The sequence below is a fragment of the Algoriphagus mannitolivorans DSM 15301 genome (assembly GCF_000429425.1).
Lineage (GTDB): Bacteria > Bacteroidota > Bacteroidia > Cytophagales > Cyclobacteriaceae > Algoriphagus > Algoriphagus mannitolivorans.
Genome location: NZ_AUBV01000008.1, coordinates 168,207 through 182,812, shown reverse-complemented (window position 1 = coordinate 182,812; position 14,606 = coordinate 168,207). Strand labels below are relative to the sequence as shown.

General features: G+C 42.8%; 10 protein-coding genes. 7 read left to right on the top strand and 3 right to left on the bottom strand.

What is annotated here, in order from left to right; genetic code table 11:
- Window positions 1-40: 40 nt before the first annotated feature.
- From mnmD to G458_RS0110655, 3 genes are read right to left on the bottom strand one after another with little or no spacing between them, the layout of a single operon-like run.
- Window positions 41-733, bottom strand: a complete 693-nt coding sequence (gene mnmD / locus G458_RS0110665) for a tRNA (5-methylaminomethyl-2-thiouridine)(34)-methyltransferase MnmD (RefSeq protein WP_026951900.1) — start codon at window positions 731-733, stop codon at window positions 41-43.
- Complete coding sequence (gene ispF / locus G458_RS0110660; RefSeq protein ID WP_026951899.1) at window positions 730-1,212, bottom strand: 2-C-methyl-D-erythritol 2,4-cyclodiphosphate synthase; 483 nt, start codon at window positions 1,210-1,212, stop codon at window positions 730-732. Before ispF ends, mnmD begins: the two co-directional genes overlap by 4 nt.
- Window positions 1,209-2,450 carry a M16 family metallopeptidase gene (locus G458_RS0110655; protein ID WP_026951898.1) on the bottom strand — a complete coding sequence of 414 codons (1,242 nt, stop codon included), beginning with the start codon at window positions 2,448-2,450 and terminating at the stop codon, window positions 1,209-1,211. Before G458_RS0110655 ends, ispF begins: the two co-directional genes overlap by 4 nt.
- 192 nt (window positions 2,451-2,642) lie before the next feature.
- Here G458_RS0110655 and bshC point away from each other — a divergent pair, with 192 nt between their 5' ends.
- From bshC to G458_RS0110615, 7 genes are all read left to right on the top strand, one after another.
- Complete coding sequence (gene bshC / locus G458_RS0110650) at window positions 2,643-4,205, top strand: bacillithiol biosynthesis cysteine-adding enzyme BshC (RefSeq protein WP_026951897.1); 1,563 nt, start codon at window positions 2,643-2,645, stop codon at window positions 4,203-4,205.
- Window positions 4,202-4,777, top strand: coding sequence for a 5-formyltetrahydrofolate cyclo-ligase (locus G458_RS0110645; protein WP_026951896.1), 576 nt, complete (start codon window positions 4,202-4,204; stop codon window positions 4,775-4,777). Before bshC ends, G458_RS0110645 begins: the two co-directional genes overlap by 4 nt.
- Before the next feature lie 17 nt (window positions 4,778-4,794).
- On the top strand, window positions 4,795-5,301 hold the full coding sequence (locus G458_RS0110640) for a hypothetical protein (protein ID WP_026951895.1): 507 nt from the start codon (window positions 4,795-4,797) through the stop codon (window positions 5,299-5,301).
- A gap of 446 nt (window positions 5,302-5,747) precedes the next feature.
- Window positions 5,748-8,987, top strand: a complete 3,240-nt coding sequence (locus G458_RS0110630) for a SusC/RagA family TonB-linked outer membrane protein (RefSeq protein ID WP_026951894.1) — start codon at window positions 5,748-5,750, stop codon at window positions 8,985-8,987.
- A gap of 19 nt (window positions 8,988-9,006) precedes the next feature.
- The gene (locus G458_RS0110625) at window positions 9,007-10,677 is read left to right on the top strand and encodes a SusD/RagB family nutrient-binding outer membrane lipoprotein (RefSeq protein WP_026951893.1); all 1,671 of its coding nucleotides are present in this window, start codon (window positions 9,007-9,009) and stop codon (window positions 10,675-10,677) included.
- A 17-nt stretch (window positions 10,678-10,694) separates the two neighbouring features.
- Window positions 10,695-11,627, top strand: a complete 933-nt coding sequence (locus G458_RS0110620; RefSeq protein ID WP_026951892.1) for a hypothetical protein — start codon at window positions 10,695-10,697, stop codon at window positions 11,625-11,627.
- Window positions 11,628-11,765: 138 nt separating this feature from the next.
- A complete protein-coding gene (locus G458_RS0110615) occupies window positions 11,766-14,561 on the top strand; it encodes a 2-oxoglutarate dehydrogenase E1 component (RefSeq protein ID WP_026951891.1) in 2,796 nt (931 codons plus the stop codon).
- The last annotated feature ends 45 nt before the right edge of the window (window positions 14,562-14,606 follow it).

Below are 14,606 nucleotides of genomic sequence, written 5' to 3'. Positions count from 1 at the left end.
AAATTCCGAAAGCATGGGGCAAACTGCCCAAGGTGCCTACTTATTGAGTAACTGGTTTCCAGCCCCTTGTCATTTCCTTTTTTCCGGGAGGTCCTGGAGGGTTCTCCACTTCCAATCCCAAAGATTTCAAATCTCTTTTCAGTTGACCTGTTGCAGAATAGGTGGTGAATAAAGCTCCGGGCCTCATCGAATCATAAACTTTAGCCAAAGCTTCTAATTGCCACAATTCAGGCTGCTTTTTAGGAGCGAAAGCATCAAAAAACACCACGTCGCTGGGGTAAAGTTGTGCTTCCTCCAAGGTGACTTGATCTTTTTTGAAGTTGAAATATTCGGAAACTGGACCGCCTTCATTCCAGGGAAGTTCATGTAAAACTTTGAAATACTTATGGAAATGCCAGATGCCATCGTTTTGGTCCACATAGTTGAGTTGGGAATAAATTTCCTCAGGTAGTGGAAAAGGCTCAATGGTATGATATAAAACGGGAATCTGATTTTGCTCTGCCCAAACCAAGGCTAGCCAGGCATTTAGCCCTGTGCCAAAGCCAACCTCAAAAATACGTATGGGGAATCTTTTGGGATTTCGAGCGAGCCAAGAGTCCAAGCCATACAGCATAAAGACGTGAATGGATTCCCGATAAGCTCCATGAAAACTATGGTATGTCTCCTGAAGCTCTTCATGATACAGAGAATGTGACCCATCCTCGGTAGTGATGATTTTTAGCTTGTCACTCATACTTTATAAATCAAAGCGGTACAATAGGCAGCTATTCCTTCCTGTCGGCCGACGAAGCCCATAAATTCCGAAGTGGTTGCTTTGATGGAAATGGCTCCTTCCTCTACTTTCATCACCTCTGCGAGGCAAGATTTCATTGCTGGGATGTGTGGGTTCAGCTTTGGGACCTGCAGGCAAACGGTAGAGTCTAGATTGCCGACTTCATACCCAGCTTCACGGATCATTTTCATGACTTCCTGAAGTAGGATTTTGCTGTCAATTCCTTTGAATTTTGGGTCTTTGTCCGAAAAATGGTAGCCTATATTTCTCATGTTTGCCGCTCCGAGTAAAGCGTCACAAATGACATGAATCAGCACATCGGCATCCGAATGCCCGACTGCACCTTTGGTGTGTTCTATTTGGATTCCACCCAGCCAAAAGGCATATCCCTCCTGAAGCTGGTGGACGTCGTAGCCAAAACCTATTCTAAATGGAGTCATTTTGGTAAGGATTGATAATGGATAACTGAAGATTGGTCCTCGCAAAGAAGGCGCTTGGCCCAGGATTGAATTTGTTGTGGGCCGATTTCCGATTTTTTTTCAAATTCTTCCCAATATAATTCAGGATCTCCCAAATGGGCAAAATAAGCCAAGTTCATCGCCCGGTTCAGTAGTTGGATTGACTCGTAGGACTTTATGGCCTCGCTTTGATTTTTGATTTTCTGCAGCTGATGAGTAGAAATTCCCTGATTTAAAAACTGCTCGATCACTTCATTCAAGGCTTGTTCAGCCTTGTAAGAAGTAACGCCGTGGGACATTTTTCCAGAAAATACCAAGAGCCCCGGATCCACCGAGCCGGTGATGTATGCACCGATAGAGGCAAAATCATTTCCTTTTCTCACCAGAGATTGTTCCAGGATCGAGGACTTGCCAAAGCCCAATAAATCAGTAATCAGGTCGGCTTCAAGGTAACCCTCCTCACCTCTGGCAGGCATCTTAAATACCTTATACAAAGCATCTGTAGGAACTTTTGCCTGAATTTCTTTGACTCTTTTTCCAGCCTGTGGAGCATCCCTGGGGATGATTTCTTTAGGAATGTGGGGAGAAGGGATAGGTCCAAACCATTTCTCGGCGAGTCTTAGGATTTCTTGAGAGTTCACATTTCCAGCGACGACTAGGATGGCATTGGAAGGGTAGTAATGGGTCTTGTAAAAGTCCCAGATATCCTCCGGTGTATAGCCTTCAATATCGCTAAGGTTTTCTCCGATGGTAGGCCAGCGATAAGGGTGAACGTCGAAAGCGAGGTGACGAAGGTGGTGCCAAATGTCTCCATAAGGCTGATTAAGATAGCGCTGCTTGTATTCTTCGATGACCACTTTCCGTTGAGTCTCTATGGTTTTGTGGTTGAGACTCAGTTGAAGCATCCGGTCAGATTCCAGCCAAAATGCTGTCTCCAAGTTGGATGCGGGCAGCGTCATGTAGTAATTCGTGATGTCCGGGCTGGTAAACGCATTGCAAGAGCCTCCGGCACGCTCCAAGGCTCTGTCAAACTCAGGAACATTGGCAGAGCTGCCAAACATCAAGTGCTCAAAAAAATGAGCTAAGCCGGTTTTCCCGGGTTTCTCAAACCTCGAACCGACTTTGTATAAAAGATTGAAAACGGCGATTTGACTTTGGCGATCTTCATGGGTGATCACCTCAAGTCCATTGTCTAGAAAATACCTTTTATAGGGCAACATGAGGATTTAATCCAGAATGAATAGATTTGGTTCAGCAAAATTTAGCTTTTGTGTCGATGGGTTCGCAAGGATTTGGAAGAAAAAGGCGATAACTTTTGCCACTAATGTAACTTGTCAGAATCTTTATAGAAAAAACCGAACTTTGGTGAGGATCGCTAAGTTAGCATTCCCAAACCCACTTCACCCAATTCCATGGAAAAACACTGCGTAGAGCTACGAAAAACAGGTCAGTTTTCTGGATTTTTTTTGGATTATCTGGAAGGTAAAGATTCTCTGAAGCCTTTTTATACCCATCTCCCCAAGCTGGAAAGTTTCCCTTCAGCCATCGCCGCCAAAAAATTTGACTCCCAAAAAAGAGAAATTCTTTCCCAGAGTCTCTACCGTCAATACAGTGAAATGTCATTGCAGGATGCTGTCGCTGAAAATGTGGAAGCCCTGAAGAGTGGCAATACATTCACAGTAGTTACTGGGCACCAACTCAACCTTTTTACCGGTCCGCTTTATTTCATTTATAAAATTGTCTCCACCATCAACTTGGCCAAAAAGCTCAAGTCCGCCTTTCCGGAATTCCGTTTTGTTCCGGTGTATTGGATGGCGAGTGAGGATCATGATTTCGACGAGATCAATTATTTCCGTTTTGATGGGAAAAAGTACCAATGGAATTCTTCCCAGACCGGTGCAGTGGGGGACTTCGAGCTGGATGAAAGCTTCAGAGCTTTTATGAAAGAAGTGAGCTTTGCTCCGGAAGTATTTAAAGAAGCTTATCTAAGCAGCAAAACTCTTGGAGAAGCAGTCAGAAAATATGTCGATGGACTTTTTGGGGCAGAAGGCTTGGTTGTCCTGGACGGGAATGATGCTGATTTGAAATTCTTATTCAAGGAGGTGATTGCAGAAGATTTGTTTTCTCACTCTCCATTTCAAAAAGCCATTGAAGCCACAGAGCAGCTGGAAAATTTGGGCTACAAGAGTCAGATTTTTCCCAGGGAAATCAACTTCTTCTATTTGGACAATGGAGTCCGGGAGAGGATTGAGCAAGTCAATGGAAGATTTCAGGTTTTGAATACGGAGCTCAGTTTTTCTGAGCAGGAAATGAAGGAACTGGTAGATAATCATCCGGAGCGATTTAGTCCGAATGTGGTTCTAAGACCACTTTACCAAGAAATGATTTTGCCAAATTTGGCTTATCTGGGTGGTCCAGCAGAGGTTGTTTATTGGCTTCAGCTCAAAGGTGTTTTTGACAACTTTAAGGTTCCCTTTCCGGTTTTGCTTCCCAGAAATTTTGCCTTGATCTTAGATACTCTGACACAAAAGAAAATGGAGCAGCTAGGCTGGGGTGTGGAAGAGGTGTTTCAGGATTTTGAAACATGGAAAAAGAGTTTTGTTCAGGCACACGCTTCTGTGGATTTTGAATTGGGAAAGGAAAAGGAAATTATTGAAACCCTTTTCGCAGAAAAAGGTAAGGAAGCTTCCCAGTTGGAGAAAAGCTTGCTACAGGCCTTTGAAGCAGGAAAAGTCAGAAGTTTGAAGATTTTGGATCAAATGTCCGCCAAGCTACGGAAGGCCGAAGAAAGAAAGCAGGCAGTGGATTTGGAAAGGGCAAGGCGGATATTAGAATTTGCCTCTCCCAACGGAACTCCTCAAGAGCGAACGGTCAATATGATGCAGTTTTATCTTTCCAATCCTGACTTGATTTCGCAGTTGCTGGGGTGTTTTGACCCACTAGAGTTTGAAATGATTGTCTTAAAGCATAAATGAAAACCAAAACCAAAGCTGATTTTCGCTCCGAATACCGGCAGCTTCGAAAAAATGTTCCTCACGATAGAGTCCAGGAAATGTCTCGGCAGATTTGCCTTCAATTTCTAAACTGGCTGGAAGGACATCCTGAATTGCAGCATTTTCATCTGTTTTTTCCGATTGACAGATTCAATGAGGTAAACACTTTTTTTATCAAAGAGCACCTGGATAGCATGGGAAAGACCCTCTATACCTCTCAGACGAATAAACAGTCAACTGCTCTTGAGACCCTTTTGCTTCCGAAAGAGGCTGAGTTTTTCAGAGACGAGTGGGGGATCCCGGTCCCTCAAGAATCCATCAAAGTTTCACCTTCCAAAATCCAGTTGGTCTTGGTTCCACTCTTGGCTTTTGATCTTCAGGGCAATCGGGTAGGATTCGGAAAAGGGTATTATGATTCTTTTCTAGCTGCATTGGACGAAAAAGTAATCAAAATGGGCCTAAGTATTTTTCATCCGGAAGAAAGGATTGATCCTGAGCCACATGATGTTCGTTTGGATTATTGCATAACTCCGGAAAAAATTTTTACTTTTTAACCTTAAATCAGAATATTTTGAAAGCTACTAAATTCATTGCCCTGGCTATCTTCTTTTTTGGCTCGGGCTTTTTTCTTCCCCAGTTATCTGCTCAGTATAGTTTTAGGGATTACAATACCATGGTGGGGGTAAGAGCTGGGACTTCATTTGGAGGCTCTGTGAAGCACTTCATCACAGATCAATCAGCCTTGGAACTGATGGGGTTCAACCGCTGGAAAGGCTGGAATTTTAGTTTACTCTATGAGTACCATATCAATGTTCGGGAATTCAGAGGATTGGAATGGTATCTGGGTGGAGGAGCCCATTATGGGATCTGGAAAGAGCCTAAAGCAGAGCCCCCTTGGGTGTATAAAGGAACAGAAGATTATAAGGCTTATGGAGTAGATTTTATAACAGGATTAGAATATAATTTTTATAATACTAATCTTTATTTAAGCTTCGATTGGAAGCCTGCATACAATTTTGTTGACTTCACAGGATTATGGTGGGACGAAGCATCCTTTACATTAAAATATTCCTTCTAAAATTGAAAAACCGGTTAAAAATTTAACCGGTTTTTCAATTTTTGACAAAAAATTCCTGAATTTGTTACGAAAAAAGAACCATATATTTGGTTTTTTTCAAAAATTCTATTTTACAAATTGAGAAAATATCGATTCTCAAAATTTTATTATGATTTTTACCTAAAAGGTGTGTTTTTATACTAAAAATTCTCAAAAATTCGGATTTAAAGCAACTTTTTAAGTTTTTTTTCACCAAATAGAAAAAATTTATTTTTCACTTTTTTCGTGATTTTCGAAATATTGTTTTGCTAATGTTAGCAATTCATAAGAAAGGTGTTAATTATTGTTAACAATATGGGGGTGCGACCAAATTATCAGCTTTTTCCTCCTTTGAAACGAATTTTTAACCGCTTTTGAAATTTTGCCAGAATAAATTTTCTTTACGAATCAACTAAACTAAATACCTTATGAGAAAAGCTTTACTCTTTGTTGTTGCGCTTTTCACCATGGCACTCAGTTATGAGGTGTCAGCGCAGCAACGGGTAATTACCGGCAAGGTAATTTCCGAGGAAGACGGTCTAGGGTTGCCCGGAGCAACTGTTCTCGTGAAGGGTACAACAGTGGGTACTACCACCGATTTGGATGGTAATTATTCCATTAATGTACCTGCGGGATCAAATGTTCTGATTTATTCTTTTGTGGGATTGAAGTCCTCCGAAGAAGTAATTGGCAACCGAACCGTGATCAATGTCACTCTTAAGACTGACGCAGCACAACTGAATGAAGTTGTTGTAACTGCGATCGGTATTGAAAGAGAGAAAAAAGCACTGGGTTACGCCGTAACTTCAGTGGGTAACGAGCAATTGGAGAACCGTCCAGAAGCTGACGTCGCCCGGGTGTTGCAAGGAAAAGTTCCAGGTGTGAACATTACTTCAACCAACGGTATGTCAGGTTCCGGTACTAACATGGTAATCAGAGGTTATTCTTCTGCTACCGGTTCTAACCAGCCTTTGTTCGTGGTGGATGGTGTTCCTTTCAACACCAGCACAAACAATGCTAACGGATTTACAACTGGTGGTGCTGCTACCTCTTCTCGATTCTTGGATATTGATCCAAACAACATCGAGAGCATGTCTGTATTGAAGGGTCTTTCCGCAACAGTTCTTTATGGTGACCAAGGTAGAAACGGGGTAATCCTGATCACTACCAAATCCGGTGCATCCAAAAGAAAAGCTGCTGAAGTAACTGTTAATCAGTCTGTATTCAGCAACACTGCAGCTTCCCTACCAACTTATGGTCAAATTTACGGAAACGGTTTCCAGCAAGCTCCTGGATTCTTCTTCTCCAACTTTGGTCCTAGAATGGATGAAGGAAGAACAGTAAACCATCCGTATGCTACTTCATCTGTTGCTTCTGTAAGAAACGCTTTCCCTCAGTTCTGGGTGGATGGTATTATCGGAGGAACTCCAGTACAGTATGAATACAAGGCTTATGCTGACCCATCTGAAATTTTCTTCAGAACTGGTATTGTTTCCAATACTTCTGTGGCTATTTCCGGTGGTTCTGACAAGACAGGATTCAATGCTAGCTTTGGCTTCACCGATGACGAAGGTTTCGTTCCTGGCAACGAATTGAAGAAATATAACTTCGGTTTGGGTATCAACTCTGCTGTGACTGATAAGTTGTCTGTCAACTCTTCATTCACTTTTGCAATCACTGATTTGATCACTCCTCCAGTTAACGCTTCATTCGGATCTGGACCAAGCGGTGGTATTCCATCTGTGTTTGCTCACGTGCTTTACACGCCAAGATCTGTTGATTTGGCAGGCCTGCCTTGGGAAAACCCAGTAGATAAGAGTTCTGTTTACTATAGAGGTGGTAATGATATTGTTAACCCTAATTGGTTGGTTAAAAATTATGTGAACTCTTCTGACGTGAAGCGTTTCTTTAATTCTACTTCCTTGAACTACGATATCAATGACAATTTCTCAATCACCTATCGATTGGGTCTGGATACCTACTTCGAAATGCAGGAATTGAGATACAACAAAGGGGGACCTTCTTCTTCTTTGGCTACTCAAACTGGTTATTATAGAACGATTAATATCCAAAACACCATTTGGAACCAGGATATTATCTTGAACTGGAAGAAAGAATTCTCTGAGAAATTCGGAATGAGCGCGTTGTTGGGTGGTAACTCCCGATATGATGTGTACGACCAAAACGGTGTCGCTTCTCAAGGACAGCTTGCCTTTGGTCTTTTCCGTCACTCCAACTTCTCCAACTCTTCTTCCAATGATGCTTATTCTGGAGGCACTATGAACTTCGGATCAGAGGAAAGAAGATATGGGGTGTATGCAAACGTGACTTTGGATTATGCAGATTATTTGTTCTTGAACCTTTCTGCAAGAAATGACTGGACTTCCACCGTAGAAGCTGAAAACAGAAGCATTCTTTACCCAGGAGCATCTATCTCTTTCATTCCTTCTACCGCATTTGATTGGAACTCTTCCACTGTCAATGACCTGAAACTGAGATTAGGTTACGGTACTTCAGCTGGTTATCCTTCCCCTTACAGAACTAGAAACGTTTTGGCACAAAGTGCAAGAGCTTTCGACAGAGGCGGTGTAACTCAGACTCACTCCGTATCCAACGTACTTGGTAATCCGAACTTGAGACCAGAGCTTCACGGAGAATTGGAATTCGGTGTGGAAGCTGTAATGTTCAATAACAAGTTGAAATTCGATCTTTCCTTGTACGAAAAAAATACAAGAGACTTGATCACCAGTGCTCCAATTGACCCATCTACAGGATTTACCTCTACTACAACCAACATTGGTAAAATCAGAACTCGTGGTGCTGAACTCCAGGCTACTGTGACTCCAGTTTCTACTGCCTCTGGTTTTGAGTGGAATTCTACTCTTAACTGGTCTAAGTATAGAACTGAGGTTATCGAGCTTGGCGGTGGATTGGAAGAAATCGTTGTGGCTGGTTTCACTACCCTAGGTAACTTCGCGATTCCAGGCAGACCGTTCAACATTATCAAAGGTATTGGTTTTGATAGAGATCCAGAATCAGGACAGCCAATCATTCTAGGAAACGGTGTGCACAAAGCTGCTGCTGACCTAGTTGAACTTGGTGATCCTAACCCACAGTGGACTGGTTCTTGGATTAACAACTTTACTTTCAAAGGATTCTCTTTGAACGTGATGATGGAGTACAGACACAAAGGCGCAGTATTCTCAAATACGGTAACGGCTACACTTGCAAGAGGGGTGACCAAAGATCCAGTTGCTGATAGAGAGTTGACCTTTATCATGCCAGGTGTGAGACAAGATGGAGTGAAGGCTGATGGTTCTCCGAACTATATCCCTAACGACTATCAGATTTCTGCTTCTGACTACTTCTTCTCTGGTTATCAGGGAGCCACAGATGAGCCAAACGTATTCGATGGATCCATGTGGAGACTTCGTGAGGTTTCCTTGTCCTATCAGTTGCCAAATACGCTCATGGCAAAGACTCCTTTCAAGAGAGCTTCTTTTGCACTTAGCGGTACCAACTTGTGGTTCTTGGCAGTTAACTTCCCACCAAACATGAACTATGATGTGGACGTGTTGGGTACAGGTGTAGGTAACGGTCTTGGATTTGACTTCGTGACTGGTCCTAGCTCAAGAAGATTGGGTGGAACGTTAACTCTTACTTTCTAACCCTAAACTAGAAATGACAATGAAAAGATTTATATATAGCGTGACTTTGGCATCTACGATGCTATTCGCCACGTCTTGTGAAGAAAAGTTAGATGAGTTGCTGGAAAACCCAAATGCGGTGAATGCTCAAACTGCTTCTCCTGATTTCTTGCTGAACAGTATTCAGCTGGGCTATCAGGGAATGTGGTATGGTATTGCCGATAGAGGTGCGAGACTTACTCGTCAGATCAATCAAGGTTCTGCCTTGTATGAATTAGCATATACTGCTCCAGCTACCAATGGTACTTGGTCCACAGCCTATGCAGGTATCTTGGCTGATATTGATTTCTTGACTCCTCTTGCTACCACTGCAAACTTGCAGAGGCACTTGGGGATTGCTAAGACAATCAAAGCCATGGTTTTGTTTGATTTGGTAGATACCTTTGGTGATGTACCTTATTCAGAAGCTTTGGATGCGGCCAACTTCAATCCTAAAGTTGACGATGATGCAGCTATTTATACTGCGGCTGCTACCCTTTTGGATGAAGCAAAAGCTCATTTTACTGCCAATACTGCAGGTACTCCAAACGATTATTTCTATAACAGAAATTATACGAAGTGGGTAAGATTGGTGAACACGCTGAAATTGAGATATTTTCTTACCAGAAGATTGATCGATCCGGCAGGTTCTAGATCTGGTATCAATGCTTTGATTGCTGAAAATAACATGCTTAAAACTGGTGCTACGCTAGCTGCTAGTGATGACTTTGTTTTCACTTTCGGAACTACTGCTGCCGATCCGGATTCCAGACATCCTAAGTTTGCTGGTCAGTATACATCAGGTGGTGGAGATTATCAGTCGACTTTCTTTATGCATCATTTGACTGTAGAAAAAGGGTTTGATGATCCGAGAGTACGTTACTATATGTATCGTCAGAGATTGACCAACACCACCAACGTGGACGAGCAAGAGTGTATCTCTCAAATCCCTCCTCCGCACTATTTGGTAGGTGGCTTCCCATACTGTAATCCTGCTGGAAACAGAGGTTATTGGGGAAGAGATCACTTGGATCCAGACGGTATTCCACCAGATGGGTTGGCTAGAACTGCTTATGGTGTTTATCCATCCGGAGGTAGATTTGACAACAACTCTGCGTCTCCTGTAAACAACCCAAGCTTGGGCGCAAGAGGTGCTGGTGTACATCCAATCATGTTGGCTGCCTATGTGGACTTCATGTTGGCTGAAGCTGCGCTTACTCTTGGAACAACCGGAAATGCTAAGGATTACTTGTTGTCTGGTATCAGAAAGCAAATGACTTATGTGCGTTTGTTCTCTCTCACTAGTGCTGAGGCTTCTGTGATTACTGCTTTTGATCCAAATGATCAGTTCAACCGTTCAGTAGAAAATTACATCTCTTTCGTAGGAAACAGATATGATGCAGCTGCTAACGCGGATTCAAAGCTTAATGTGATTGCGACAGAATATTGGTTGGCATTGTATGGTAACGGTTTGGAAGCTTTCAATCTTTACAGAAGAACTGGTAAGCCTGCGAAAATGCAGCCAGCCTTGGAAGAAAATGCAGGTCCGTTTATCCGTTCATTCTTGTATCCAAACAACTATGTTGTGACTAACCTTAATGCTAGTCAGAAGAGCAATCTTGCGCAACAAGTGTTCTGGGATAATAATCCTGCATCACCTTGGATTTATTAACCACAAAATTAGAAAACATGAAAATGCTAAAATATAGTTTCGGCTTGTTCGCCATGGCTCTCATCTTTCTAAGCTCTTGTCGTGATACTATCGAACCAAACGTTCCTTATACTACTTTCGACAACGGTGCTTACTTGAGAACAATTGCAAGAACGAGTACAACCTTCAACTTCTTCAACCTTCCCGGGTCAAAATTTGCTTTGACTTTGGAAGCGGTTGACAAAGAAGATGGAGCTACAGTTCAGACTGTAGAAATCCGTGTTCGTCATAGAAGATTGATTCCGGGTGTTGGTTTGCAGTACACTCCTGCTAATGATGTTCTTGTGAAAACATTGCAGGCATCAGATTTCAAACCAAACAATGATTCAAGATTCCTAAGAGCTTCTTTTGAAGTAACTGCTGCTGAGGCTATCTCTGCGGTGGGTTTGACGGCTGCCGGAATCGAAGGTGGTGACGTATTTGAATTCAGACTTGTGCTGAATGACAAATTTGGTAGAAGATTTAGCTCTGATAACGTTACTACTAACGTTGCTGGTGCCCCATTCTACGCTTCTCCTTTCCAGTATCCTGTCAGCGTAATTTGTCCTTCTGATCTTGCAGGTACCTACCAGTTTGATCACTTGGAAACATTCTGCGGTAAAACCTTCTCTGGCTCTACGACTTGGACAGCTGTTGCATCGGCTCCTGGTTCATACACCGTGTCTGACGGAACCTTTGGTTCTTGGCAGGCTTGTTATCCTGATACTTGGGGTAGCGGTAACGTAAGAATCAATGATGCTTGCGGTAGATTGACCATGACGGGTACTGATAAGTATGGAGATAGCTACTCTATGACTGTTAAGAGCGCAACTGCTTCCGTATTGACCTTTGAATGGGTGAATACTTATGGTGAATTTGGTACTGTGGCTGTGAAGTCCAATACCGGAAAGCCTTGGCCAGCTTTGCGTTAAGAATATTTTAACCAATTTTAAAGCAGTGTCCTTAGGACACTGCTTTTTTTTTACATTATATATATTTGGTTAGCCAAATAAGCGGTTTTTTAAAATGAAAAATAGGCCTTAGCTTTGTTCTCTTCTGAAACTAACAGCATGGACAAATTCTCCTATATCGCGAATGCACACGTCACCTATATCGACGAGCTTTACGCTACTTACAAAAGTGATCCTGCCTCAATAGACCCGAGTTGGAAAGAGTTTTTTGACGGCTTTGATTTTGCGCTTGCCAATTATGGCCAAGAGGAAAATGGAAATGGCACGCCATCACCTGCGGCTAAACCTCTCCCGAAAAATGGAGCTCTGGCCACACCAGGTACCATCATGGACATGGAGCAATTGCCGAAAGAGATTAAAGTTAGAGCTTTAATCCATGCCCACCGTTCCAGAGCGCATTTGAGATCCAAGACCAACCCGGTACGAGAAAGAAGAGACCGTAAGGCTCTCATCGATCCTCATGACTTTGGTTTGGGCGATGAGGACATGAATACAGTATTCCAGGCCGGAAATGAAATCGGCATTGGAGATGCAAAATTGGCAGATATCATCTCTGCCCTTAAAACGATTTATGAAGGCCCAATGGGCTTTGAATACCTCTACATCCGGGATCCGGAGATGTTGGATTGGTTTAAGACTAAAGTTGAAAAAGAAGCTTTGGCATTCAACCCATCCACAGAGGAAAAGAAAAGAATTCTATTCAAACTCAACCAAGCTGTTGTTTTTGAAAACTTTTTACACACCAAGTACCTCGGCCAAAAGAGATTTTCTCTGGAGGGTGGTGAAAGTACCATTCCATTTTTGGATGCAGTAATCAATACTGCAGCGGTTCATGGAGTGGAAGAAGTCATGATCGGTATGGCTCACCGCGGTAGGCTTAACGTTTTGGCGAACATCATGGGCAAGACCTATGAGCAGATCTTCTCTGAATTTGAAGGGACAGCGAAGCCAGATCTCACTATGGGAGATGGTGATGTGAAGTATCACATGGGCTATTCTTCGGATATCGTGACCCCTGAGGATAAGAAGGTTCATTTGAAGTTGGCTCCAAACCCTTCCCACCTCGAAGCTGTAAATCCAGTAGTAGAAGGATTTATAAGAGCAAAAATCGATCATGAACATAAAGGTGATGCCACCAAAGCACTTCCTATCTTGATACATGGGGATGCTGCTGTGGCAGGACAGGGGATCGTGTATGAAGTGACCCAAATGGCTAGCCTAAAAGGCTATAACACCGGTGGTACGATTCATTTTGTGATCAACAATCAAGTGGGCTTCACCACGGACTTTGACGATGCAAGATCATCCATCTATTGTACCGATGTCGCTAAAATCATCGATGCTCCTGTCATCCACGTCAATGGTGATAATGCCGAAGCAGTGGTCTTTGCTGCCAAGTTAGCTGCGGAATTCCGTCAGAAATTCAGCAAGGATATCTTCGTCGATATGGTCTGCTACAGAAGACATGGCCATAACGAATCCGATGAACCAAAATTCACCCAACCTGAACTTTATAATATCATTTCCAAACACCCAAATCCTAGAGAGATCTATGTGAAAAGGCTGACAGAAAGAGGTGATATTGATGCCAAAATTGCGGCTCAGATGGATGAAGAGTTCCGTCAATTACTTCAGGATCGCTTAAATATGGTCAAAGAAAAACCTCTTCCTTATCAAGCGACCAAGTTTGAAAGAGAATGGGGAAGTCTGAGAAGATCCAAGCCTGAAGATTTCGAAAAATCTCCTGAAACGGGCATTTCTGCTGAATATATCGGTAAAGTCGCTGAAGCACTGACGACTATTCCAAAAGGCTTCAAGCCAATCAAGCAGATCGAGGTACAGATGAAGCAGAGAAAAGATATGTTCTTTGAATCCAAAGAACTAAACTGGGCTGCTGCTGAACTTTTGGCCTATGGATCCTTACTTTTGGAAGGTAAGACAGTCAGAATCACCGGGCAGGACGTTCAAAGGGGTACATTCTCTCACCGTCATGCAGTAATTCATGACGCAAATACCAACCAGCCATACAATTCTCTAAAAGAGATGAAAGAGAGAAAGGGGCCTTTCTATATCTACAATTCTCTTCTATCAGAATACGCCGTTTTGGGCTTTGAATATGGATATGGCATGGCAAATCCGAATTCTCTGACTATTTGGGAAGGTCAATTCGGGGACTTTGCCAACGGTGCTCAAACGATGATTGACCAGTTTATCTCCTCTGGAGAATCCAAGTGGCAAAAAATGAACGGTATCGTGATGCTTTTGCCTCATGGGTACGAAGGTCAGGGTCCTGAACACTCCAATGCGCGTCCTGAACGATTCCTTCAGCTTTCTGCAGAATATAATATGGTCGTGGCCAACATTACTGAGCCTTCCAACTTCTTCCATTTATTGAGAAGACAGTTGACTTGGGAATTCCGCAAGCCATGTGTGGTAATGTCACCAAAGTCTCTACTGAGACATCCAAAGGTAGTGTCCCCGTTGTCTGAATTCACAAGTGGTCATTTCCGTGAGGTCCTTCCAGACACTACAGTCAATCCTAAGGACGTGAAGCGTGTGATTCTATGTACAGGAAAGGTTTATTATGATTTGGAGGAAGCACGGGAGAAGGAAAAAATCAAGAATGTTGCCATTATCCGTGTGGAGCAATTGCACCCACTTCCAAAAAATCAAATGTTGGAAGCTTTGAAGGCCTACAAAGGTGCTGAAGTGGTTTGGGTTCAGGAAGAGCCTGAAAACATGGGATATTGGAATTATCTTTTGAGATTGTTGTACAAGGATATTCCGATGAGTGTCATCGCTAGAAAACCAAGTGCTTCTCCGGCGACAGGATACAACAAAGTCCATGTGGAAGAACAAAAGTATATAGTATCTCAGGCGTTGAAGCTAAAATAACATAATCTACCCCGGAGGTCATTCCGGGGTTGTTTTTAAAGAAAT

Coding starts and splice junctions, on each gene's coding strand:
- mnmD (WP_026951900.1), bottom strand. CDS start 733: ATGAGTGACAAGCTAAAAATCATCACTACCGAGGATGGGTCACATTCT.
- G458_RS0110620 (WP_026951892.1), top strand. CDS start 10,695: ATGAAAATGCTAAAATATAGTTTCGGCTTGTTCGCCATGGCTCTCATC.
- G458_RS0110625 (WP_026951893.1), top strand. CDS start 9,007: ATGAAAAGATTTATATATAGCGTGACTTTGGCATCTACGATGCTATTC.
- ispF (WP_026951899.1), bottom strand. CDS start 1,212: ATGACTCCATTTAGAATAGGTTTTGGCTACGACGTCCACCAGCTTCAG.
- bshC (WP_026951897.1), top strand. CDS start 2,643: ATGGAAAAACACTGCGTAGAGCTACGAAAAACAGGTCAGTTTTCTGGA.
- G458_RS0110645 (WP_026951896.1), top strand. CDS start 4,202: ATGAAAACCAAAACCAAAGCTGATTTTCGCTCCGAATACCGGCAGCTT.
- G458_RS0110655 (WP_026951898.1), bottom strand. CDS start 2,450: ATGTTGCCCTATAAAAGGTATTTTCTAGACAATGGACTTGAGGTGATC.
- G458_RS0110630 (WP_026951894.1), top strand. CDS start 5,748: ATGAGAAAAGCTTTACTCTTTGTTGTTGCGCTTTTCACCATGGCACTC.
- G458_RS0110615 (WP_026951891.1), top strand. CDS start 11,766: ATGGACAAATTCTCCTATATCGCGAATGCACACGTCACCTATATCGAC.